This window comes from Streptomyces sp. WAC 04229 (assembly GCF_003947455.1).
Lineage (GTDB): Bacteria > Actinomycetota > Actinomycetes > Streptomycetales > Streptomycetaceae > Streptomyces.
On record NZ_QHJH01000024.1, the window covers coordinates 41,073 to 65,150 of the forward strand.

5 protein-coding genes are annotated in these 24,078 nt (G+C 72.1%); all 5 read right to left on the reverse strand.

Annotated elements, in window-relative coordinates; all coding sequences use genetic code 11:
• Positions 1-55: 55 nt before the first annotated feature.
• On the reverse strand, positions 56-265 hold the full coding sequence (locus tag DMH12_RS10005; RefSeq protein ID WP_125491212.1) for an MbtH family protein: 210 nt from the start codon (positions 263-265) through the stop codon (positions 56-58).
• A complete protein-coding gene (locus tag DMH12_RS10010) occupies positions 262-5,850 on the reverse strand; it encodes a non-ribosomal peptide synthetase (protein WP_125491213.1) in 5,589 nt (1,862 codons plus the stop codon). Before DMH12_RS10010 ends, DMH12_RS10005 begins: the two co-directional genes overlap by 4 nt.
• Positions 5,851-5,860: 10 nt before the next feature.
• Positions 5,861-18,169: a non-ribosomal peptide synthetase gene (locus DMH12_RS10015; RefSeq protein ID WP_125491214.1), complete on the reverse strand. Its 12,309-nt coding sequence runs from the start codon at positions 18,167-18,169 to the stop codon at positions 5,861-5,863.
• A gap of 222 nt (positions 18,170-18,391) precedes the next feature.
• Entirely contained in the window at positions 18,392-19,483 is a 1,092-nt protein-coding gene (locus DMH12_RS10020; protein ID WP_260474158.1) for a prephenate dehydrogenase, read from the reverse strand.
• Positions 19,484-19,579: 96 nt separating this feature from the next.
• Positions 19,580-24,078: non-ribosomal peptide synthetase (locus DMH12_RS10025; RefSeq protein ID WP_125491215.1), on the reverse strand; the 4,499-nt coding region annotated here is incomplete at its 5' end.

The window sequence follows — 24,078 nt, forward strand, 5'->3', positions numbered from 1 at the left end:
GGACGGGTGCCAGACCCGTCCAACCGTCCGCATTGAGCGGCTGGACACCTTCGCCTCAGGCGCCGGCTTCCTGGATGAGGCTCTTGGGCCGGAGGTCCTGCCAGTTCTCCTCGACGTAGTCGAGGCATTCCTGGCGGGTGGCCTCGCCGTGCACACGGGTCCATCCGGCGGGCACTTCCGCGAAGGCCGGCCACAGGGAGTGCTGGCCCTCGTCGTTGACCAGCACGAAAAAGGAATTGCTGTCGTCGTCGAACGGGTTGGTCATCGTTGTGTCCTCTCGCTCTTCGGCTGGGGGTGGAGCTTCGCGGCGACGATGGCTCCAATCTGGGCCAGTGCCGCGGGTTGCACCAAGTCGTAGTGGTTGGACGGGATTTCGTGGGCCTCGATGGTTCCGCTGGTGAAGTCCTTCCAGCTGGCTGCCGCCTCCGGCACGGGCAGGTGCGCGGGCCGGTCCAGCGAGGCGATGAAGAGCAGGATGTCGCCGGCGAAGGGCACGGCGGTGTGCCGGGGCCCGACCTCCCAGAGGTTGCGCATCACCGCCTCGAGGCGCTTTTTGGTGCCGGGCCCCTGCACCAGTGCACCGGCGAGTTCCAGGTCCTGCTGCTTGCGCTGTTGAACGGCCTCCTCGTCGCGCATGGCTTCTTCGCTGACCGTGCCGGTCGCGTTCCGTCCCATGTAGACGGGATAGGCGTCGAGCAGGGCGAGCAGGCCGACGTGTTCGCCTTCGGCCTCGAGCAACGCGGCCATCGCCTGCGCGATCCGCCCGCCGAGGGACCAGCCGAGGAGGTGGTAGGGGCCGGTCGGCTGCACGGCCCGGATGTGCGCGAGGTAATCGGCCGCCATCTCCTCGACGCTGCCGGGCAGGGGTTCGGTGCGGGCCAGGCCGCGTGCCTGCACTCCGTAGACCGGCTGGTCCGCCGGAAGATGCCGCAGCAACGGCTGGTAGTTCCAGCTCAGGCCGCCGCTCGCGTGGAGGCAGAACAGTGGCGGGCGATCACCGCCGGCTTGCAGCGGCAGCAGGATCTCGTAGTCGCCCATCTTCAACGACGGGGTCGAGCGCCGCCGCTCGCCGACGACGACCAGGGTTTTGGCGGAGGTCTTCCGGGCGAGCAGGCCCGTGTGCAGCATCTGGTGTCCCGCGGTCCCGAACGGACAGGGCACGGTCGGCCGGCCGGCTTTTCCCTCGTCCACGGCCGGCCCGGTGACGTAGAGGTCGCCCACGGCGCCGGGCGTGATGGGGCGCAGCCGGTCGTCGAGGAGGAGTGCGCCGAGCGGGCCGTCCTCGGCCAGGCCGGCGAGTGCCGGGGGCGCGGCCTCGTGCCACCGCGCCGGTGCGATGACCGGACGGCTGCGTTCGGCGTCGTCCAGGAAGAGGTCCAGGTCGCTGATCCGCAGCCGGGGGTCCTGCGCCACCTGTTCCAGGACGCGGACCAGCCGCCGGGCCACCGACTCGGCCGTGTCCCGGTCGAACAGGTCGGTGGCGTAGCGCAGGGTGCCTTGGAGGCCGTCCTCGTCGTCGAGGTCGTCGGTGAGCCGGAACGCGAGGTCGAGTTCCATCGGTTCGGTTGCGCCGGGTGCGGCTTCGGTGCGCAGGCCCGGCAGTTCCCTCGCGTCCCAGGTGCCGAGGCCTTCCTCCAGTACCTCGAGTCCGACCTGGAACACGGGGTGGCGGGAGAGGGAGGCGGGCAGGTCGAGCAGCTCGGCGAGCCGCTCGAAGGGCACGTCCAGGTGCTCCTGCGCGGCCTGGGCGGCTTCCTGCACGCGGGTGAGGACTTCCATGAAGTCCGGGTCGCCCGAGACGTCTGTGCGCAGGGCGACCGGCCGGGCGAACGGTCCGATCATCGGCTCGAGGTCGATGAGGTCTTCGTCCCGGGGCAGGATCGTGCCGATCACCAGGTCGTGGCCCGCGCCCAGTTTCGTCAGCAGCATGGCGAGCGCGGCGTGCACGACCTGGAAGGTGTCTGCGCCGGCCGGCTCCGCTTGCTCCATCAACCGGGTGTACGGGTCCGCGTCCAGCCGCAGCCCGACCGTGCCGGCCCGGCGCGACGGGACGGCAGGCCGCAGGCGGTCGAACGGCAGCACCGTCTCCCCGTCGATGCCGGCCAGGGTGTCCCGCCAGAAGGCGATCTGTTCGTGGGGCAGGCTGCCCGGCTCGTTCTCGTCCGCGAGCAGCCGCTGCTCCCAGATCGCGTAGTCGGCGAACTGCACCGCCAGGGGCGCGCGTTCCGGGGCCCGGCCCTCGCGCCGCGCGCCGTATGCGGCCGCCAGGTCGCGGAAGAACACGTCGAGGGAGTCGTCGTCGGCGAGGATGCGGTGTACTTGCAGGAGCAGTACGTGCTCGTTGTCCGCGAGTTCGAAGAGTTCACATCGCCACGGCACGTCCTCGGTGAGGTCGAACACCGTTTCGTGCCGTTCGGTGAGCAGGCCGGGCAGGTCCTCCTCGTTGGCCGGGACGGGGGTCAGCTCGACCGTCAGGGCGTCCTGGATGTCCTGGTGGACGCTGTGTGCGTCGCCGGGGAAGGTGGTGCGCAGAATGTCGTGCCGGGCCGCGACGTCGCCGAGCGCCGCCGCCAGCGCGGGTGTGTCCAGCCGGCCGCGCAGGCGCAGTGCGACCGACGTGTGCAGGCCGGCTGTGTCCTTCCCGGGGTCGGCCAGCAGCCGGGCGCGCAGCTGCCGGGTGGTGACCGGCACGCGGTGGGGCCGCTGGGCGGCTTCCAGTGCGGGGCGTGACTTCGCGGCGAGCACCCTCGCCAGGCCCGCGGGGGTCGGGGAGGAGAACAGCTGCCGGATGGGCAGGTCGGCGCCGAGTTCCTCACGGATCCGTGCGATGAGCCGCATGGCCAGCGCCGAGCTGCCGCCGAGGTCGTGGAAGGTGTCGTCGCCGCCCACGTGGTCGACGCCGAGGATCTCGGAGAACAGGGCGCACAGCACCTTCTCGGTCTCGCTGTCCGGCGCCTTCTGCGAGGCGTGGTGCGCGAGATCCAGGGCGGGCAGGGCACGGCGGTCCACCTTGCCGTGGGCGGTGACCGGCAGGCCGGGCAGGGCGACGATCGCCATCGGGACCATGTACGCGGGCAGGACCAGGGCCATCTGCCGTCGGATCTGTGCTGAGCCCGGGTCGCTGCCGTCGGAGACGAAGTAGCCCACCAGGCGTTTCTCACCCGGCTGGTCCTCCCGCGCCACGACGACTGCCTCGACCACGCCGGGCTGGGCCGCGAGTACGGCTTCGACCTCGCCCAGCTCCACCCGGTAGCCGCGGATCTTGACCTGGTCGTCGGCGCGGCCGAGGAACATCACCTCGCCGTGCTGGTTCCAGCGGGCCAGGTCGCCGGTGCGGTACATCTGTTCTCCGGCGAGGAACGGGCATGCCACGAACCGTTCGGCGGTCAGGGCCGGGCTGGTGAGGTACCCGCGGGCCAGCCCGGTGCCGGCGAGGTAGAGCTCGCCGGCGACTCCCGGTGCGACGGGGCGCAGGAAGGTGTCGAGGATGTAGACCTTGCGGTTGGTCATGGGGCGGCCGATGGGCAGTTCCCGTCCGAGGTCCTCGCCCGGCTCGATCGGTTTCCATGTCGCGCACAGGGTGGTTTCGGTCGGTCCGTAGGTGTTCCGCACCCGCAGTCGGGGCTGGGCCTGTCGCAGGTTCTGCACGGACTGCGCGGGGACCACGTCCCCGCCGGTCCCGATCTCGACGAGGCCCGCGAAGCACTCCGGATCCGTCTCCGCCAGGGCGCGGAAGGTGCCGGCGGTGAGGTGGACGGCGGTCGCGCCGCGTGCGACGGCCTGGCGTACCCCGGCGGCGTCCAGCACACCCGGCTCGGTGAGCAGGACGCGGCCGCCCGTGGCGAGCGGCACCCACATCGCGTAGAGGGAGGGGTCGAAGACGTGTGTCGCGTGCATGAGCACGCCGTCGCCGGGGCCGATCTGCCAGCCCTCGTCACCGGCGAGGCCGGCCACGGCCCCGTGGGGGATGCCTACGCCCTTGGGCAGGCCGGTGGATCCGGAGGTGTACATCACGTACGCCAGGTCGTCGGGGGCGGGCCTGGTCTCCGGTGCCGTGGCGGTGCAGGCGTCGACGGCCGCCCGCGTCTCGGGCGCGTCGAGGACGATCGCGTCCTGCGGTGCGACGGTGCGGGTCGCCTGGGTGCACAGGACGAGGGAGACCGCGGAGTCGTCGAGGATGAACGCGATGCGTTCGGCCGGGTACTCGATGTCCACCGGGACGTATGCCGCGCCTGTCTTCCAGATCGCCAGGAAGGCGATGAGCAGGTCCGGCGACCTGTCCATGGCCACCCCGACCCGGTCGCCGCGGCGTGTGCCGCGACCGGCGAGGTAGTGGGCCAGCCGGTTGGAGGCCCGGTCGACCTCGGCGTAGGTCAGATCCGTGCCGCCGGCGTCGGTGATCGCCACCGCGTCCGGTGCCGTGGCCGTCCGCTGCGCGAACATCTCGACCACGGAGGGGCCCGGTACCGGGCCCGCGGTCGCGTTCCATTCGTCCACCACCAGGGCGCGCTCGGTCTCGCTCAGCAGCGTCAGGCGGCCGACGGGCACGTCGGGCTCGGCGGCCAGTTGCTCCAGCACGCGGGCCAGCGCGCCCACGACGGATTCGGCGATCGCGTGGTCGAACAGTCCCCGGTCGTAGTCGAGGATGAGCGGCATCTGTTCGCCGGGTCCGGTGATCAGAGTGAACGGGTAGTGCGAGGAGTTGCGCCCCCGCTTCACCGGGTGCAGGGCCAGGCCGTCGTCCGGTGCCCGGCCGAGTCCCTTGCGGGGGAAGTTCTCGTAGATGACGAGGGTGTCGAAGACCGCTCCGGGGCCGGCGGCGGCCTGTACGTCCTGCAGGCCGAGATGGTGGTGGGCCATGAGTGCCGACTGGCCGCGCTGCAGTTCGGCGAAGAGCTCGACGGCCGGCCGCCCGCCGTCGAGCCGGACCCGTACCGGCAGGGTGTTGAGCAGTTGGCCGACCATCGATTCCACACCGGGGAGGTCGCCGGGCCGCCCCGAGGCGGTCGCGCCGAAGACCACGTCGGTACGGCCGGCCAGTTGGGACAGCACGACGGCCCACGCGCCCTGCACGATGCTGTTCAGGGTGAGGTCGTGACGGCGCGCCAGGTTGGCCAGGTCTTGTGTGAGGTGCGTGGGCAGTTCGAGCACCACGGTGTCGATGTCCGGCACGCGGGCCGGGTCGGCCGGGGCGATTGTGGTGGGCGTGGACAGCCCTGCGAACTGATCCCGCCAGGCTGCCCTGGCCGCTTCCTTGTCCTGCCGGCCCAGCCATGCGAGATAGTCCCGGTAGGACCCGGTGGGCGGGAGTCCGGACGCGTCCCCGTCGGCCGCGTATATGGCTGCCAGTTCGCGGTGGATGACCGGCATCGACCAGCCGTCCACCAGCACGTGGTGAAGGGTGTGGACGAGGCGGTGGCGCTCCGGGCCGAGCCGGATCAGGTGCAGTTTCATCAGCGGTGCCGTCTCGATGTGCAGCCGTTCGGCCACCTCGTTGGCGGCCAGCCGGTCCACTTCGCTGTCGGCGGCGTCGTCCGGCAGCCCGGACAGATCCGTCTCGCGCCAGGGGATCTCGGCGTCCCGCGCGATGACCTGCACCATCTGCGCGCCGCTGACGTAGCGGAAGCAGGCCCGCAGCGCGGCGTGCCGGTCCACGACGGCCTGCCACGACGCCCTCAGCCGGGCGGCGTCCAGCGGGCCGTCGATGCCGTAGACGGTCTGCACGGTGTAGGTGTCGGGACCGTCGTGGTCGAGTGCGGTGTGGTACAGCATCCCTTCCTGCAGTGGCGAAAGGGGCCAGACGTCCTCCACGCTGGAGCGGGGCTTCGGGCGGGTGCCGTCAACGGTCACGGTCTGCTCCTTACAGCGCTTGTTCATCGGCCAGTCCGGCCTCGAGTTGGTCCATCTGGTCGGATGAGAGATCGACGAGCGTGCCCGCCGAAGGCTCCGGTGCGGCGGTGGCGGCGCTGTCGGCGGGGAGTTCTGCGACCAGCACCGCAAGCCGTTCCGGTGTCCTTTCCTCGAACACCTGCCACGCGGTCAGTTCCAGCCCCTTGCGGCGGGCTCGGGCCGAGAGCTGCATCGAGATGATGGAGTCCCCGCCGAGTTCGAAGAAGCTGTCGTCGGCGCCCACCCGGTCCAGGCCGAGCACCTCCGCGAACAGCTCGCACAGCTTCGCCTCCATCGCGGTGCGCGGCTTTCGCCCGGAGGACATCCCGGCGAAGTCGGGGGTCTGCAGCGCCCGGTGGTCGAGCTTGCCGTTCGGGGTGAGCGGCATCTTTTCCAGCGACACGAACGCCGCGGGCATCATGTACTCCGGCAGGCGTTCGGCCGCCAGTTCGCGCAGCGCGGAGGTCAGTGTGCCGTTCTCGCCGTGCGCGTCGGCCGAGGGCACGACGTATGCCACCAGCTGCTTGTCGCCGGGGCCGTCTCTGCGGACGGCGACCGCCACCTGGCCGACCCCGGGATGCTCGGCGAGGACGGCCTCGATCTCGGCCGGCTCGACCCGGTATCCGCGGACCTTGACCTGGGCGTCGACCCGGCCCGCGAAGATCAGTTGGCCCTCACGGGTCCAGCGGAACCGGTCGCCTGAGCGGTACATCCGCTCACCGGGGGTGAACGGGCTTGCGACGAACCGTTCGGCTGTCAGGCCGGGGCGTCCGAGGTAGCCGCGGGCCAGTCCGACGCCTGTGATGTAGAGCTCGCCGACCACCCCTGGCGGTACCGGCTGGAGGAAGGCGTCGAGCACGTAGTGCCGCACGTTGTGGATCGGGCCGCCGAGTGGGACCAGGTCGTGTCCTGGAGCCAGCGGGGCGCTCATCGTCGAGCAGATGGTGGTCTCGGTCGGTCCGTAGGCCTGGATCACCCGGCGGCCCGGTGACCAGCGGTCCACCAGCGCGGCCGGCAGCGCCTCGCCGCCCGTCAGCACCGTCCGCAGGGTGTCCGGCAGGTCGTCCTCGCTCGCCAGCACGCTCGGCGACACGGTCAGGTGAGTGATGTCGGCCCTGCGGAGCGCGTCGCCCAGGGTCACCCGGGGGGGCATGCTCGCCGTGTCCGGCAGTACCAGGGTCGCTCCGGCCAGCAGGGTCATGTAGAGCTCGGAGACGATGGCGTCGAAGCCGATCGCGGACAACTGCAGGATCCGCGAGGACGATGTCACGGCCATCCGCTCGATGTGCGCGTACCCCAGGTTGACGAGTCCGCAGTGGGCGACCAGGACGCCCTTGGGCACTCCGGTCGACCCCGACGTGTAGATCACGTACGCCGCGTCCTCGGGTGCCACTGGCGGCAGCCGCACACCCGGGTCGGGGGCGGGCAGTTCGTCCAGGACCAGCACCGTGCCCGTGAACTCGGCGGGCACGACCGCTCGGGTGGTGCTCGTGCAGACCAGCACCTGCGGCGCCGAGTTCGCCAGGATGAACTCGATGCGCTCACGGGGATAGTCCGGATCGACGGGTACGAACGCCCCGCCGGCGAATGTCACCCCCATCAGGGTCACCGCCAGCTCGGCCGAGCGCTCGACCAGTACGCCCACCCGTGCCTCGCGCCGCACGCCCAGGCTCACGAGCACGCGCGCCAGGGCTTCGACCTCGTCGTGCAACTCGCTGTACGACAGGCTCCGCGCGGCGTCCTGCACGGCCGGCGCGTCCGGCGTCCGCCGGACCTGCCTGCGGAACAGGTCCGGCAGTGTCTCCGCCGCAAGCGGCCGGTCGGTCCTGTTCCACTCGTCCACGACCAGGCGGCGTTGCTCGGCTCCGATCAGGCCGACCCGCCCCACCGGTGTGTGCGGATCGGCCACGACCTGTTCGAGAGCCCGCAGGAGCGACGCGAGAAGGTCCTCGACCTGGGTTCTCGCGAACGCGTCGGGGCGGAAGATGACTTCGCCGTGGACGGGGCCCGCTACGGATGCGCGCATGGACAGGGGGTAGTGCCCGGTGTCGTTCGGGATTCCCGCGGGGCGCATGACGAGTGCGTCGGGTTCGTCGGACACGGGCGGCGGGGGCGGGTAGTTCTCGAACACCACGATCGTGTCGAAGGCCGCGCCGGGCCCGGCGTGCTGGTTGATCTCGGTCAGCCCGACGTGCTGGTGCGGTATCAACGCGACCTGCCGTTGCTGCAGGTCCGCCAGCATGTCGAGGAACGGTTCGGCGCCGGCGAGGCGGGCCCGGACGGGCAGCATGTTCATGAACAGGCCGACCGCGGACTCGACACCGGGGATCTCGGGCGGACGGCCGGCCACCGCGGCGCCGAAGACCACGTCCTTGCGACCGGTCAGGCGGGCCAGCAGCAGTGCCCAGACCCCTTGGAAGAGCGTGTTCGCCGTCACTCCGTGGTGGCGGGTGAACTCCACCAGGCGCCGGCTCAGATCGTCGTCGAGTGCGAACCCGATCCGGTCGGGTTCGACGGGCGCGATGATCGTTTCCGGTGGCACGACGTGGGTCGCCTCGTCGAGCCCCGCGAGTTCGGCCCGCCACGCCTGGCGGGCGGCTGCCTTGTCCTGGTGAAGGGTCCAGGCGAGATAGTCGCGGTAGGACGTGGGGGCCGGCAACGCCCGGTCCGCGCCGCCGGCGTAGTACGCCGCCAGCACCTCACCGGTGATGAGCGGCAGGGACCATCCGTCTGCCGCGATGTGGTGCGACGTGAAGACGAGCCGGTGCCGGCGGTCGCCGAGGCGCAGCAGGTGCAGCCGCAGCTGTGGCGCCCGGGTCAGGTCGAACCGCTCGGCGTGCAGCTCCGCCGCGAGACGGTCGACTTCCGCCAGCGCCTCGTCCTCGGGCAGGTGGGACAGGTCGGTCTCCTGCCAGGGCGGCGACACCGCGCCGGCGACGGCCTGCACGGTGGCGCTGGACGCGAGCTGATGAAAACTCGCCCGCAGGGCGGGGTGCCGGTCCAGCAGCACCTGCCAGGACCTGCGGAAGCGGGCGACGTCCAGCGGTCCCTCGATGACGAGGGTGCGCATGCTCGCGTAGACGTCCGGGCCGCGCTCGTCGGAGGCGTGGAACAGCAGGCCCTCCTGGAGCGGAGACAGCGGCCAGATGTCGAGCAGGTCCGGTACGGCGGTCTCGATCTCCGCCACATCGCGCTGGGTCAGGGTGGTGAGCGGGAAGTCGGAGGGCGTGTGCCCCCCGGCGCCGCCGGCGTCGACGTGGGTGGCGAGGCCGGTGAGCATGGACAGCCAGCTCTGCCCGAGCGACTCCGCCTCGGCTTCGCCGAGTAGGCGGCCGGCCCAGGTCAGGGTCAGTTCGAGTGCGGGTCCTTCGGCGGCGTCCAGCACGACCGCGTCGATCTCCAGGGCGTGCCGCAGCGCCGTGTCCTGGTCTGTGGTGCCGCCGATGGTTCCCACCATCTGCCAGGGCTTGGCGGCATCGCCGGTCCCGGTCGGGAAGCGGCCGAGGTAGTTGAACCCGATCTCCGGCTGCGGCAGCGCGGCCAGGGCCGGCCCGGTCTCGGCGTTGAGGTGGCGCAGCATCCCGTAGCCGAGGCCGCCGTCGGGCACGGCGCGCACGTTCTCCTTGACGCTCTTCAGCAGGCTGCCTGCCGCGGCGCCGCCCGAGACGGCTTCGGCCGTGTTGATGCCGGTCACATCCAGCCGGAGCGGATGGATGTCGGTGAACCAGCCGACCGTCCGGGACAGGTCCAGGTCGCCGATGGGCCGGCGGCCGTGTCCCTCGACGTCCACCACGACGGCCGGGTCGCCGCGCCATCGGGCCACCGCGCCCGCCAGGGTGGCCAGCAACACCTCGTGAACACCGCAGTGGAAGGCCGAGGTCGCCTTCGTCACGAGCACGCCTGCCGTGTCCCGCGGCACCTTCCAGGACTTGCGTCCCGCGGTGGACAGGGTGTCGCGCGCGGGGTCGAACTCGCCTGTCCGCGGCTGCGTTCCCTCGAGGATCGCCGTCCACGTCTCCAGCTCCGCGGTCCGGGTCGCCGCCTGGTCGGCCAGGGTCCGCGCCCAGCGCCGGTAGGAGACGTCGACCGGATCGAGCGCCGGTTTCCGGCCCGCGGCCGCGGCCGCGCAGGCCACCTGCAGGTCCGACAGCAGGACTCGCCACGACACGACGTCGGCCAGGAGGTGGTGGGCCACCACCACGAGCCGTCCGGGGCGGCCGGGTCCGGCGTCCACCCACACCGTCCTGATCATCACGCCGGCGGTGGGGTCCAGCCGGGCGGCCGTCTCCTCGGCGCGGCGCTCGGCGATCTCGTCCACGTCGCCGGCGCCGGCCTCGACCCGTTCGACGAGCGTCGCCGCGGCCGCCGTCGCCCGGTCGGCCACGACCAGCCGGGGCTGCTCCCCGTCGGTCTCGACGATCCGGCTGCGCAGCATGTCATGGGTGTCGATCAGCGCGGCCAGTGAGGCCGTCAGCACGTCCGCGGACAGATCGCCGGGTGCGGCCACGGTCACCCACTGCGCCAGTGCGCGTCGGGTCAGCGCGCTCGGGTCGCGTTCGAGCAGTGCCCGCACCACTGGGGTCCACGGGACCTCGCCGACGCCGTCGGCGGCATCGGCCCGGGCCGGTCCGCCGCGCTCGGCGACCGCCGCGATCCCCGCGGGTGTCTTCTGCTCGAAGACCTGCTTCGCCCCGAAGACGAGGCCCTCGCGGCGTGCGCGGGCGGCCAGGCGCATCGACAGGATCGAGTCACCGCCCAGCTCGAAGAAGCCGTCGTCGGCGCCGGCCCGGTCCACCCCGAGTATCTCGGCGAACAGGTCGCACAGGACTCGCTCGGCCTCGGTGCGCGGTTCGCGGCCGGCCGTCTTCGCGGTGAACTCCACCGCCGGGAGGGCCGCAGTGTCGATCTTTCCGTTGAGCGTCAGCGGGAAGCTGTCCACCACCACGACCGCGGGCACCATGAACTCCGGCAGCCGCGCCGCGAGGTGCTCGCGGACCGTGCCGGGGTCCGGTCCCGGATCCCCTTGCGCGGTCACGTACGCGATCAGCCGCTTGTCGCCGGGCCGGTCCTCGCGCACCACCACGGTCGCCTGCGCGACCTGCGGTACCTCGGCCAGGGCCGCTTCGATCTCGCCGGGCTCCACGCGGTAGCCCCGGATCTTCACCTGGGAGTCGGCCCTGCCGACGAAGAGCAGCTCGCCCGTGTCCGTCCAGCGCGCCAGGTCGCCGGTGCGGTACATCCGCTCGCCCGTCGCCCGGCCACCCGCTGCCGGGGCGCTGTGCGCCGCGGGGTCGCCGGGGGCGAACGGATCGGCGACGAACCGCTGCGAGGTCGTCCCGCTCGCGCCCGCATACCCGTGTGCGAGGCCGGCGCCGGCGAGGTAGAGCTCGCCGGTCACGTGGGGTGCGACCGGCTGGAGGAACGCATCGAGCACGTAGGCCCGCCGTCCGGCCAGCGGCCGGCCGATCGGGAAGGTGTCGCCCGTCTCGTCCCACGGTTCGAGGAGGTGCCAGGTGGCGCAGAGGGTGGCCTCGGTGGGGCCGTAGAGCTGCCGGACCCGGACCTGCGGGCACGCCCGGCGCACCCGCGCGACGGACGCGAGGGGTACCGCGTCCCCGCCGGTCAGGATCTCGCGCAGTCCGCTGAAGGACTCCGGCGCCTCCTCGGCCACCACCCGGAAACTTCCGGCCGTCAGGTGGGCGGTGGTCACGCCGCGTGCGATCGCTTCGCGCAGCCGCTGGGCGTCGACCGCGCCCGGTTCCGCGACCAGCACGCGGGCTCCGCTGACCAGCGGCACCCAGATCTCCAGCAGGGACGCGTCGAATGCGTGCGAGGCGTGCATCAGCACGCAGTCGTCCGGGCCCTGCGACCAGCCGGGCTCGCCCGCCAGAGCCGCCACGCTCGCGTGCGGCACCGCGACGCCCTTGGGGACCCCGGTCGATCCCGACGTGTACATCACGTAGGCCACGTCGTGCGCCCCGACGGTGAGGCCCGGCGCCTCGTGCGGCTTTTCCTGGATCGCGGGTACGTCCATGGCCACCGGCTCGACCCCGTCCGGCACGGCGTCGCGGGTCGCTGCGACGCAGACGGCCACCCGTGCGCCGGCGTCGGCCAGCATCCGGTCGATCCGTTGCGCGGGGTGGTCCACGTGCACCGGCACCTGTGCGGCGCCCGCCTTCCAGACCGCGAGCAGGGCGACGAACAGGTCCGCGCCGCGTTCCAGCACCACGCCGACGCGGTCGCCGCGCCGCACGCCCGTCGCTGCGAGGTGGCCCGCCACAGCGTTGGATGTCCGGTCGAGTTCGGCGTAGGTCAGGGTGCGTGCGCCGTCCATGACCGCCACCGCGTCCGGGGACCTGTCGGCCTGCTGCCGGAACAGCTCCAGCACCGACTGCGGGCCGGGCGCGGCGCCGGCCGCGTGGCCGTGCTCGAGCATCGACGTGCGCGCCGATGCGTGCGTGACGGCGAGGCGGCCCACCGGAAGCGAGGGGTGCGCCACCATCCGTTCGATGACCCGTACGACCTGCCTGGCCACCTCGCCGGCCGTTTCCCGGTCGATCCGGTCGGGCCGGTAGGCCACATCGATCCGCAAGCGGTTGCCGGGAGCGACGCTCATGGTCAGCGGATAGTTGGTACCGGTCCGGGTGCGGACCGAGCTGATCGCGAAGCCGCCGTCGTCGCCGGGGCCGGCGGCGCCGTCCGGGTAGTTCGCGACCATCACGGCGGTGTCGAAGAGCGCGCCCGTCCCCGCCAGCCGCTGGATCTCCGGCAGTCCCAGGTACTGATGCTCCGTCAACGCCGACTGGCGCCTCTGCAGGTCCCGCAGCATGTCCAGCGTCGGCCGGCCGCCTTCGAGCCGCACGCGCACCGGGACGGTGTTGATGAACATCCCCACCATCCGCTCGACGTCCGGCACGTCCGCGGGACGCCCCGACACCACCGTGCCGAACACGACGTCGGTCCGGCCGGCCAGCCTCGCCAGCACCAGTGCCCATGCGCCCTGCACGATCGTGCTCAGCGTCAGTTCATGGCCGCGCGCGAAGTCGGTGAGCGCCTGTGTCGTCTCCTCGGGCAGCCATTCGGTGTGCCCCTGCGGCATGACCATCGTCTTGTCCGCGTCGGCGTCCGTCAGGGTCGGTTCGTCCGACCCGGCGAGTTCGGCCTGCCACGCCGCTCGGGTCGCCTGCTCGTCCTGACGGCGGAGCCATGCCAGGTAGTCGCGGTAGGACGGTGGCGTCGAGGAGCCCTGTCCGCCCGCGTACCCCGCCGCCATCTCGCTCAGGACGATCGGTGTGGACCAGCCGTCCAGGACGACGTGATGCGACGTCACGACGAGCCGGTGGGTGCTCTCCCCCAGGCGGATCAGCAGCAGCCGCAGCAGCGGCGCCCTGGTCACGTCGAACCGTTCGGCCTGGTCCCGCGCGAGCAGGCGGTCGGCCTCCGCGGCCGCGGCCGCCTCATCGAGGTGCGACAGGTCGGCCGTACGCCAGGGGACGTCGGCCTCGCTCGCGACGGCCTGCACCGTCTCGCCGGATCCGAGCTGGTGGAAGCTGGTCCGGAGCGATTCGTGGCGGGCGACGAGCCGTTGCCATGCCGCACGCAGCCGTTGCGCGTCGAGTGGTCCTTCGAGGTCCAGGATCCGCTGGCTCTGGTAGACGTCGACGCCGCCGTCGTCGATGGCCCGTTCGAAGAGCATGCCTTCCTGCAGCGGTGTCAGTGGCCAGACGTCCGTCAGCGCCGGCACCGCGGCCTCCAGCTCCGCCACGTCCCGCTGCGTCAGTTCCACGAGGTCGAAGTCGGACGGTGTGTGCCCGCCGGCGCCGGGATCCTCCGCCAGTGCCGCGAGGCCGGTGAGCATCTCCAGCCATGCCTCGCCGAGCTGTTCCACCGTGGCGGGGTCGAGGTCCCTGCCGTCGATGGCCAGCCTCAGCCGGGGGCCTGCGGGCGTGTCCTGGACATCCGCGGCGACCTCCACCGGGTGGGCCGCGGGCGTGGTGGGGCCGCCGCCGAGCGACTCCTGGCTCGCCTGCCACGGGGTCTCCCCGGCGGCGAGGCCGGACCGGCCGAAGTAGTTGAATCCGATCTGCGGGGACGGCAACCCGGCCAGCCTGGCCCCGGTTTCGGGGTTGAGGTGGCGCAGCAGCCCATAGCCGAGGCCGTCGCCGGGGACGGCGCGTACCTGTTCCTTCACGGCCTTCAGCAGCTGCCCGGCCGCGGCGTGGCCTGCTGCCGCGGCGGACAGGTCGACGTCGCGGACGTCGAGGCGGACCGGGTGGACGCTGGTGAACCAGCCGACGGTGCGCAGCAGATCCATCCCGTCCGCACCGTGGCGGCCGTGGCCCTCCACGTCGACCAGGATGCCGGCGCCGGTCCCGCGCCGGCGTGCCACCGCACCCCCGAGGCCCGCCAGCAGGACGTCGTTGATCCCGCAGTGGAAAGCCGCCGGCAGCCGGGCCACCAGGCTGCGCGCCGTGGTACCGGTCAGCGTCCGTGACCAGGAGTGCGACTGCCCGGTCCGCGTTTCGAGGGCGGTGTCCGCGCCGTCCAGCACGGCGACCCAGTGATCGGCTTCGGCGATCGTGCTCGCGCTGAACGCCTGCTCGGTCAGCTGCCGCGCCCAGTGCCGGTACGAGGTCGGCGCAGGTTCCAGGGCCGGGGTCCCACCCAAGACCACCGCGTCGTACGCCGCTCGCAGATCGGGCACCAGGATGCCCCAGGAGACCGCGTCGACCGACAGGTGGTGCGCCACCAGGGCCAGCCGGCCCGGCCGGTCGCTTCCGGCGTCGATCCATACGGCCCGCACCATGGTTCCCGCCGACGGGTCCAGCGTGGGTGCGGCTGTCCTGGCTTCGTGCTCGGCGAGCTCGTCGAGGTTCCCGGTGCCGGCCGGCACCCGCGTGAGCAGGCCTGCCGCGTCCACCGCGCCGCGCTCGGCGACGAACAGCCGTCCGTCGGGCGCCACCCGTGCCCGCAGGCAGTCGTGCACGTCCAGCAGCGCCTGCAGGGCACTCACCAGGGCATCCGGACGCAGGTCGGCCGGGGTGACGACGGTTTTCGCCTGTACGAAGCCAGGGCGCGTCGCGGCGTTGCCGAGGGCACGCATCACCGGCGTCCACGGGATGTCTCCCACGCCCGTGTCCGTCTCGGAGTGATCCTGTGCCGGTGTCGCAGGGGCCTGTCGGGTCAGTCCCGCGAGCCGCTCGGGGGTCCGGTGCTCGAAGATCTGCCGCGGGGTGAGGGGCATCCCTTCGCGCCGCGCGCGGGCGGCCACCTGCATGGACGAGATCGAGTCCCCGCCCAGTTCGAAGAAGCTGTCCTCGACCCCGACGCGTTCCAGGCCGAGGACTTCGGCGAACACGGCGCACAGGATGCGCTCTGCCTCCGTGTCCGGCTCCCGGCCGGCCGTCTTCGCGGCGAAGTCCGGTGCGGGCAGGGCCTGCCGGTCCACCTTTTGGTTGACCGTCAACGGCAGGTGGTCCAGCACCAGCACCGCGGCCGGAATCATGAATGCGGGCAGCGTCTCGGCGAGCTGTTCGCGCAGCCGTTCCGGGTCGGCGTCGTGTCCCGCTTCGGCGACCACGTAGGCGATCAGGAGGTCGTCCCGTGGGGACACCACCGCCTGGGCGACACCGGGCAGGCCGGCGAGGACCACCTCGATCTCGCCGGGCTCCACCCGGTACCCGCGGATCTTGACCTGGTCATCGGCGCGTCCGGCGAACACCAGCGCGCCCTGGTCCGTCCAGTACGCCAGGTCGCCGGTCCGGTACATCCGCTCACCCGGCACGCGGGCGCCGCGGGAGGGCGTGGGGGCGGGAACGAACGGGTCAGCGACGAACCGCTCCGCCGTCAAGGCCGTGCGGCCGAGATAGCCGTGCGCCACACCGGCTCCGGCGACATACAGCTCGCCCACCACGCCCGGTGGCACAGGTCGCAGGAACGCGTCGAGGACGTAGGTTCGCCGTCCCGGCAGCGGTCGTCCGATCGGCAGCACCGAGCCCGTCCCGTCGCCGGGTTCGAGCGTCCACCACGTCGCGCACAGCGTGGCTTCGGTCGGGCCGTACAGATGCCGCACCCGTAGGCCAGGACTGCTGCGCCGCACCCGCTCCACCGCCGCGGGCGGCACCACGTCCCCGCCGGTCAGCACCTCGCGCAGACCGGCGAGCGACTCCGGTGACTCCTCGGCCACCACGCGGAAGGATCCCGCGGTCAGGTGGGCGGCCGTGACACCGCCGGCCACATGTCCGGCCAGCGCCTCGCCGTCCACGGCCCCCGGTCCGGCGAGCACCACCCTGGCACCCGACAGCAGCGGCACCCACAGCTCGAACAGGGATATGTCGAAGGCGTGCGAGGCGTGCATCAGCACGGCGTCCTGGGGGCCGACGGTCCATCCCGGCTCGCCGGCCAGCGCCGCGACGTTGCCGTGCGACACCACGACGCCCTTCGGTGTTCCCGTGGACCCCGACGTGTACATCACGTACGCGAGGTCGTCGGCGCAGACGCCGACGGACAGGCGGGTGCACTCCGCCACCGCCTGCCGGGTGCGGGTGTCGTCCAGGACGATCGGCTCGAGCCCTCCGTCCAGCACGACGTCTCGGTACGCCTGCGAGCAGATCACCGCCGCCGGTTCCGCATCCGTGAGCATGAACTTCAGGCGTTCCGCCGGATAGGCGGGGTCCAGGGGGACGTACGCCGCTCCTGCCTTCCACACCGCGAGCAGCGTCGCGACCAGGTCGGGCGAGCGGTCCATCACCACGGCCACCCGGTCCCCGCGGCCCACTCCCCTGCCGCGCAGATAGCCGGCGAGCCGCTCCGCGTGCTCGGCCAGTTCCCGAAACGTCAGGGCTCGATCGCCGTCGGCGACCGCCACCTCGTCGGGGCGGCGCTCCACCTGACGGTCGAACAGTTCGGGGGCGGGCCGGTCCGGCGCCATGGCGGCCGCCGCACCCCAACGGCCGACCACCAGATCACGCTCGGCCGCAGGCGTCACATCGACCTCGGCGACCGTCAGGTCGCCCGTACCCGTCAGCTGGCGCAGAACCTCCTTCACCCGCTCGGCGATGGAGAGCGCGGTGGTCCGGTCGAAGAGCTCCGTCAGATAGTCGAGTTTGAGGAGCATCGATTCGCCGGGAACGCACACCAGCGTCAGCGGATAATGGGCGGCCGCTCGGCCCTGGTTTATCCGTATGCCAAAATTCCCCGCGGAGTCGGATTCTGCGGGCTTATTGGGGAACTTCTCGAAGACGATCATGGTGTCGAAGACCGCGCCGGGGCCGGCCGCCTGCTGTATGTCCACCAGCCCCACGAACTGGTCGGGTATGAGCGCCGACTGCTGTTTCTGCAATTCCGCCAGCAACGCCATGACCGGGGTCGAGCCGCGGAGCCGCACGCGCACCGGCACGGTGTTGAGGAACAGCCCCGCCATCTCCTCCACGCCGGGCAGATCCGGCGGGCGCGCCGATACCGCCGCCCCGAACACCACGTCCGTGCGGCCCGCCAGGCGCGCCAGCACCATCGCCCACGCGCCTTGCACCACGGTGTTCAGCGTCAGCCCGTGGCGACGGGTCAGCTCGTCCAGCGAGCGCGTGAGGGTTTCGGACAGCTCGACCTCGACGCTCTCGGGCACGCCGGGCGCTCGTCCCGGATCGGCGGGCGCCACCAGCGTCGGCTCCTCGGCGCCGCGCAGCTGCGCCACCCATGCCGACAGCGCCCTCTGCTTGTCCTGCCTGCTCAGCCACGCGAGGTAGTCCCGGTACGACGTCACCGCGGGCAGGGCCCGCGGATCGCCGTGGGCCGGGTACAGCTTGGACAGCTCGTTGACCACGACCGGCAGCGACCAGCCGTCCATGATCGTGTGATGGCAGGTCATCACCAGCCGATGCGTACGGTCGTCGAGACGGATCAACGTCCACCGCAGCAACGGCGCCGCCGCGAGGTCGAACCTCGTCGTCCGGTCCTGTTCGGCCAGTTCTCGCACGGCCTCCTCGGGGTCCTCCAGGTGCGAGAGGTCGACCTCCCGCCACGGCAGGTCCACCTCCTTGAGGATGATCTGGACGGTCTCGCCCGATTTACGCTGCCGGAAGCAGGCCCGAAGCGGCGCGTGCCGCGTCAGCAGCGCCTCGAACGACGCGCGCAGCCTGGCCGGGTCCAGCGGCCCGTCCAGGTCCAGGATCCAGTGGCCCATGTAGACGTCGGGCCCTTCGCCGTCGTAAACCGCGTGGAAGAGCAACCCAGCCTGCAGTGGCGACAGCGGCCAGATGTCCTCGATCCGCGACTGAGCCATCAATGTCTCCCTCGATCAGCTGTGGGATTGACGTTCGTCGTCGAACTCAGCCGTGAATTCCTCAACTCGCCCTTTTCCAGGTCGAGGGGGTCGGCGTCGAATGCGGGACGTGCCGCACAGAAGAATCATCAACCTGACGGGCGAGTCGGGACAACGTGTCCAGTCGGGCCTTCAGTGGTGGCCGCCCGCGGGGAGAACCGCACATCGGGCCGCGAGGGGCGCTCAGCGCTCGTGCCAGCCGCCGGTCCGCAGGGCTTCCCGCAGGGGTGCCGTCATGCCGGGAGCGACGCTGACATGGACCAGGCCGGCCTGGCGGCCGGTGGCATGCTCGATGCGGATGTCCTCGATGTTGACGTCCGCGCGGTCCGCGTCCGTCAACAGCCGTGCCAGTTCGCCCTGCTGGTCCCCGATCAGCACGGTCACCGATTCGAACCGCTCGGGCTGTGTCCCGTGCTTGCCGGAGATGCGGCTGCGGCCTGACATCCCTCTGCGCAGCATGGTCCCGACCGTCTTCGTGCCACTGCTGCGTTTGGCTTCGTCCGTCGCCGCCATGGCGCGCAGCCCGGCGACCATCTCGCTCAGGTCGGCGCCGAGTTCGTCCAGGAGGTCCGCCACGGCCGCGGCGTTGCCGCCCAGTATGTCCAGCCAGAGCTGGGCGTCGGACTCCGCGATGCGGGTCAGGTCCCGCAGCCCCGGGCCCGCCAGGCTCACCTCGCGTTCCTCGGCGCTCTCCAGGCGCATCGCGACCAGGCTGGCCACCACATGGGGCGCGTGGGAGACCAGCGCGACCGCACGGTCGTGCACCGCCGCTTCCATCAGCACGGGGACGGCGCCGCACAGCGTCACCAGTTCCAGTGCCATGTTGAGCGTTTCCGTGTCGGTGTCGGCCGTCGGCGTCAGCGCCCAGCTACGGCCCTCGAAGAGGTCGCCCCGGGCCTTCAGCGGACCGCTGCGCGACGCGCCGGCCATGGGGTGTCCGCCGATGTAGCACGAGGTGTCGCAGCGGAGGTCGACGACATCGTGCTGCGTTTCCGCCTTCACGCTCGCCACGTCCGTGTAGTGGCGCGCCAGGTGCTTGCCCTGGGCGTCCGCCAGCACCTTGCCGACCAGCGGCGGCGGTACCGCGACGATCGCCAGGTCGACGGTTTCCGTTGGCGGCTGCACCGTGCCGGCACCCAGCGACGCGGCCGTCCGGGCGGCCGCCGAGTCGACGTCCCTGAGGTACACGGTCACGCCGCGCGCCCGAAGCGCCAACGCCACCGACGTCCCCATCAGTCCTGTGCCGATCACCAGCGCGGAGTGCATCACGACCACGTCCATTCCTTCGGTTGACCAGCATGAACAGTGCTTGGGGACGGGGCGCCCGCCGGCCGGGGGCCCTGGGGGGCGGGCGGCGCAGGGAAGGCCGCTTCACCGGTGGCCGAACTCGGCCTCGAATGCGTCGATCTCCTCCTGGTCCAGGTCGAGGAGGTCGACGTCGGACGTGTGGCCGGCGGCCGCGGCAGGATCGTCCGCGCCCAGTTCCACGACCGTCGCGATGCCCGCGGGTGTCCGGTGCTCGAACACCTCCCGCGAGCCGAAGACCATGGCGCAGCGGCGGGCCCGGGCCGCCAGTTGCATCGAGAGAAGCGAGTCCCCGCCCAGCTCGAAGAAGCTGTCGTCCGCACCGACCCGCGGCAGACCGAGCACCTCGGCGAACAGATCACACAGCATCCGTTCGACCTCGGTGGCCGGCTCCCTGTCCGAAACGCGTTCGCTGAAGTCGGGGTCCGGCAAGGCCTTGCGGTCGACCTTCCCGTTCGTCGTCAACGGCAGCGCCTCCAGCACCACCACCGCCGCCGGCACCATGTATTCCGGCAGCCGGGCCGCCACGCCCTCGCGCACGGCGACGGCATCCACCGCGCTCTGGCCGGCCGCGGTCACATACCCCACCAGCCGTTCGCCGGCCGGGCTGGCGCGGACCACCACCACCGCCTGCCCCACCGGCTCCTGCGCCACCAGTGCCGCCTCGACCTCACCGGGCTCGATGCGGAACCCCCGCACCTTCACCTGGTCGTCGACCCGGCCGACGAAGACCAACTCCCCTTGCGGGTTCCACCGGACCACATCCCCGGTCCGGTACATCCGCTCCCCGGAACCGAACGGATCGGCCACGAACCGTGCCGCGGTCAGCCCCGCTCGTCCCAGATAGCCGCGCGCCACGCCGACACCGGCGATGTACAGCTCGCCCGCCGCACCCGGGGGCACCACCCTCAACCACGCGTCCAGCACGAGCGCGCGCGCGTTCGCGGTCGGGTACCCGACCGGCGGGATCTCGTCGCCGGCCGGTATGTCCCCACCGATCGTCATGGCGACGGTGGCCTCGGTCGGCCCGTAGGTGTTGATCATCCGGCGTCCGGGCGACCACCGGTGCACGAGTTCGGGAGGGCACGCCGCCACACCCAGTACCAGGCACGGCAGTACCGTCTCGGGTACTGCGGGCACGGTGGCCAGCACGGGGGGCGGGATCAAGGCGTGGCTGATCCCCCGGTCGGCCAGCACCTCGGCCAGCTCCGCACCGGCCACCACGCCGTCGGGCGGGACCACCAGTGCCGCGCCGCCGCCGATCGCCATGAGCAGTTCCAGCACCGAGACGTCGAAGCTCGGCGATGCCAGCGCCAGGACCCGGCTTTGTGGGGTCAGATCGAGCCGTTGGACCAGGCTGGCGGCCAGACTGGCCAGACCGGTGTGGGTGACCACCACGCCCTTGGGTTCTCCGGTGGAGCCGGAGGTGTAGATGACGTAGGCCGCGTTCTCGGGCACTGCCCGCGACCGCACCGGCCCGGTGGGGTGTCGGCCGGCTTCGCGCATCACCGACTCGTCCACCACGACCGCCGGTTGGGCGTCGGCGAGGATGTAGTCGATGCGCGCCCGGGGGTAGTTCGCGTCGATGGGCAGCCAGGCGGCGCCGGCTTTGGTGACGCCGAGCACGGCGACCACCAGTTCCAGGCAGCGGGGCAGCATGATCGCGACCCGGTCCTCGGGGCCGACGCCGTGGTCGATGAGCCAGTGGGCGAACTGGTCGGCGCGGGCGTCGAGCTGGGCGTAGGTCAGCGACTGGTTCGCGAAGACCGCCGCGGTCGCCTCGGGCGTGGCGGCGACCTGTGCGGCGAACAGCTGCGGCAGCGTCTGTGCGGGCACCTCCGCCGCGGTGTCGTTGTACGCCCGCAGCTGTTGCCGTTCGGTGCCGGTCAGGACCGGCACCGCGGACAGCGGCAGCTGCGGCGCGGCGATCAGGGCTTCGAGCACCTGCGTGAACCGGTCCAGCACGGCATCGGCCTGCGCGGCGGTGACCAGCGCCGGCTGGTGTTCCAGCCGTAGCTGCAGGCCGTGGTCCGGGATGGCCGTCAGTGCCAGGGGGTAGTGGGTGGAATCGGCGTCGGTCACACCCCGCACCCGCAGCCGGTCCGGTTGCGCGCCGGCGGCTTTGTCACCGATCGCGGCGGGCTTGGGGTAGTTCTCGTAGACGAAGAGGGTGTCGAACAGCTGCCCGAGCCCGGCGGCCTGCTGGATGTCGGTGAGCCCGAGGTGGTGGTGGGCCAGCACCGCCGTCTGCTCGCCCTGCAAGCGCCGCACCAGCTCGGCGAAGGTGTGCTGCGGCCGCATCCGTACCCGGACCGGGACGGTGTTGATGAAGAGTCCGACCATGGTCTCGATGCCGGGAAGCCCGGCCGAGCGCCCGGACACCACCGACCCGAACACCACGTCGTCGCGACCGGTCATCGCCGCCAGCACCACGCCCCACACGGCCTGCAGCAGCGTGCTGACCGTGACGCCGAACTCGCGGGCCCTGGCCGCCAGAGCCTCGAAGAACGCCTCGTTGAGTGCGGACCAGATCTGTTGTGACATCTGGACCGGCACCGGCCGGTCCGCCGCGACCAGGGTCGGCTCCGGCAAGCCGGCCAGAGCGTCGCGCCACGCGGCCGTCGCGGCGTCGCGATCGGTCCGGCTCAGCCAGGCCAGGTACTGCCGGTACGGCGTCACCGGCGCCAGCACGAGCGGATCCGCTCCGTGGCCGTACAGGGTGAACAGTTCATCCAGCAGCAGGTGTATCGACCAGCCGTCGAGCAGGATGTGATGAGAGGTCAGCACCAGCCGGTGCTGGCCGGGGCCCACCGCGATCAGCACGAACCGCAGCAGCGGGGGGCGGGCGAGTTCGAACGGTCGTGCCCGTTCGGCCGCGGCCAGGGCCACCGCCTCGGCCTGCGGATCCGCCGCGTCCGCCACGTCCACCTGGGTCAGCGGCACCTCCACGGTGCCGGCGATCACCTGGTAGGGGGCTCCGGCGGCGCTGTGCCGGAAGCCGGCACGGAGATTGGCGTGCCGGTCCAGCAGCCGGCGCACCGACGTCCGCAGCAGCGGTGTGTCCAGCGGGCCGGCCAGGTCCAGCACCGCCTGTGCGGTGTAGACATCGACGCCGTCGCCCACGTAGCCGGCGTGGAAGGCCAGCCCGTGCTGCAGCGGGGAGAGCGGCAGCACGTCGGCGAGCCCGCCGACGCCCGCGTGTTCGGCCTCGAGGGCCTCGATCTCGTCCTGCTCCAGGTCGACGAGGTTGAAGTCGGATGCGGTGTGTCCCCCCGCGGCGGGATCGTCCGCCTGACGGGCCAGACCGGACAGCATGTCCAGCCATTGCTGACCCAGTCGTTCGATCTCGGTTTCGTCGAGCAGGCCGCTGGGCCACTCCAGCGTGAGTGTCAGCTCCGGGCCGTCCGGCCGGTCCTGGACGATCGCGTTGGCGTCCACGGCGTGCGGCAGCTTTGTGCTCGCATCCATCGAACTGCCGATGTCCCCGGCCAACTCCCACGCCCGCACACCGTTGCGGTCACCGGCAGCGAACCGGCCCAGGTAGTTGAACCCGATCCGGGGCGAGGGCAGTGCCGCCAGAACCGGCCCGGTGTCAGCGTTGAGATAGCGCAGCAGTCCGTAGCCGAGCCCGTCGCCGGGCACCGCCCGCGACTGCTCCTTGACCACCTTCAGCAGGCGCCCGGCCGCCGAACCACCGTCCAGCACATCCGCCAGGTCGATCCCCGTCACATCCAGCCGCACCGGATGCACGCTGGTGAACCAGCCCACGGTCCTGGACACATCCGTCCCGTCGACGGGATGACGGCCATGGCTCTCCACATCCACCAACAGCGCGTCCCCGCCGTGCCACCGCGCCACCGCGCCGGCCAGCCCGGCCAGCAGAACTTCGTGCGCCCCGCAGTGGAACACCCCTGGAGCCCGCCCCACCAGCACCGATGTCTCCGCCTTCGGGGCGACCCACGACCGCGAGCGCACGGCACCGCCCGCGTCCGGGTCCGGCATCGGCCCACGCGCACCGGCCGGCTGGTCCTCCTGACCGACGACCGCCTTCCATGCCGCCAACTCGCCGACCCGTTCGGCGGAGACCGCCCACTGCTGCAACAGGCCTGCCCACCGCCTGAACGACACCGCCACGGGTTCCACCGCCGGAGCCCGCCCGGCGGCCACCGCCTCGCAGGCGGCCCGCAGATCCGGCAGCAGGATGCGCCACGACACCCCGTCGACCGCCAGGTGATGCGCCGCCACCACCACCCGTCCCGGCCGATCCGGCCCTGCGTCCACCCACACCGCCTGTACCACCACACCCGCCGCGGGATCGAGCCGTGCCACCGCGCCCCGGGCCGCGTCCTGCACCAGCTCGTCCAGCCGGCGTCCGGCCGCCTCCACGCGTGTGACCAGGGCGGACGGATCCACCGACCCGGGCTCACCCACCACCAGCCGCCCCGGCTCCACCCGCATCCGCAGCATGTCGTGCGCGTCCACCAGCGCCGCCAGCGCCGCCGCCAGCACGTCCTGCGCCAGATCCGGTGGCGCACCCACCACCGCCCACTGGGCGAACCCCGCCC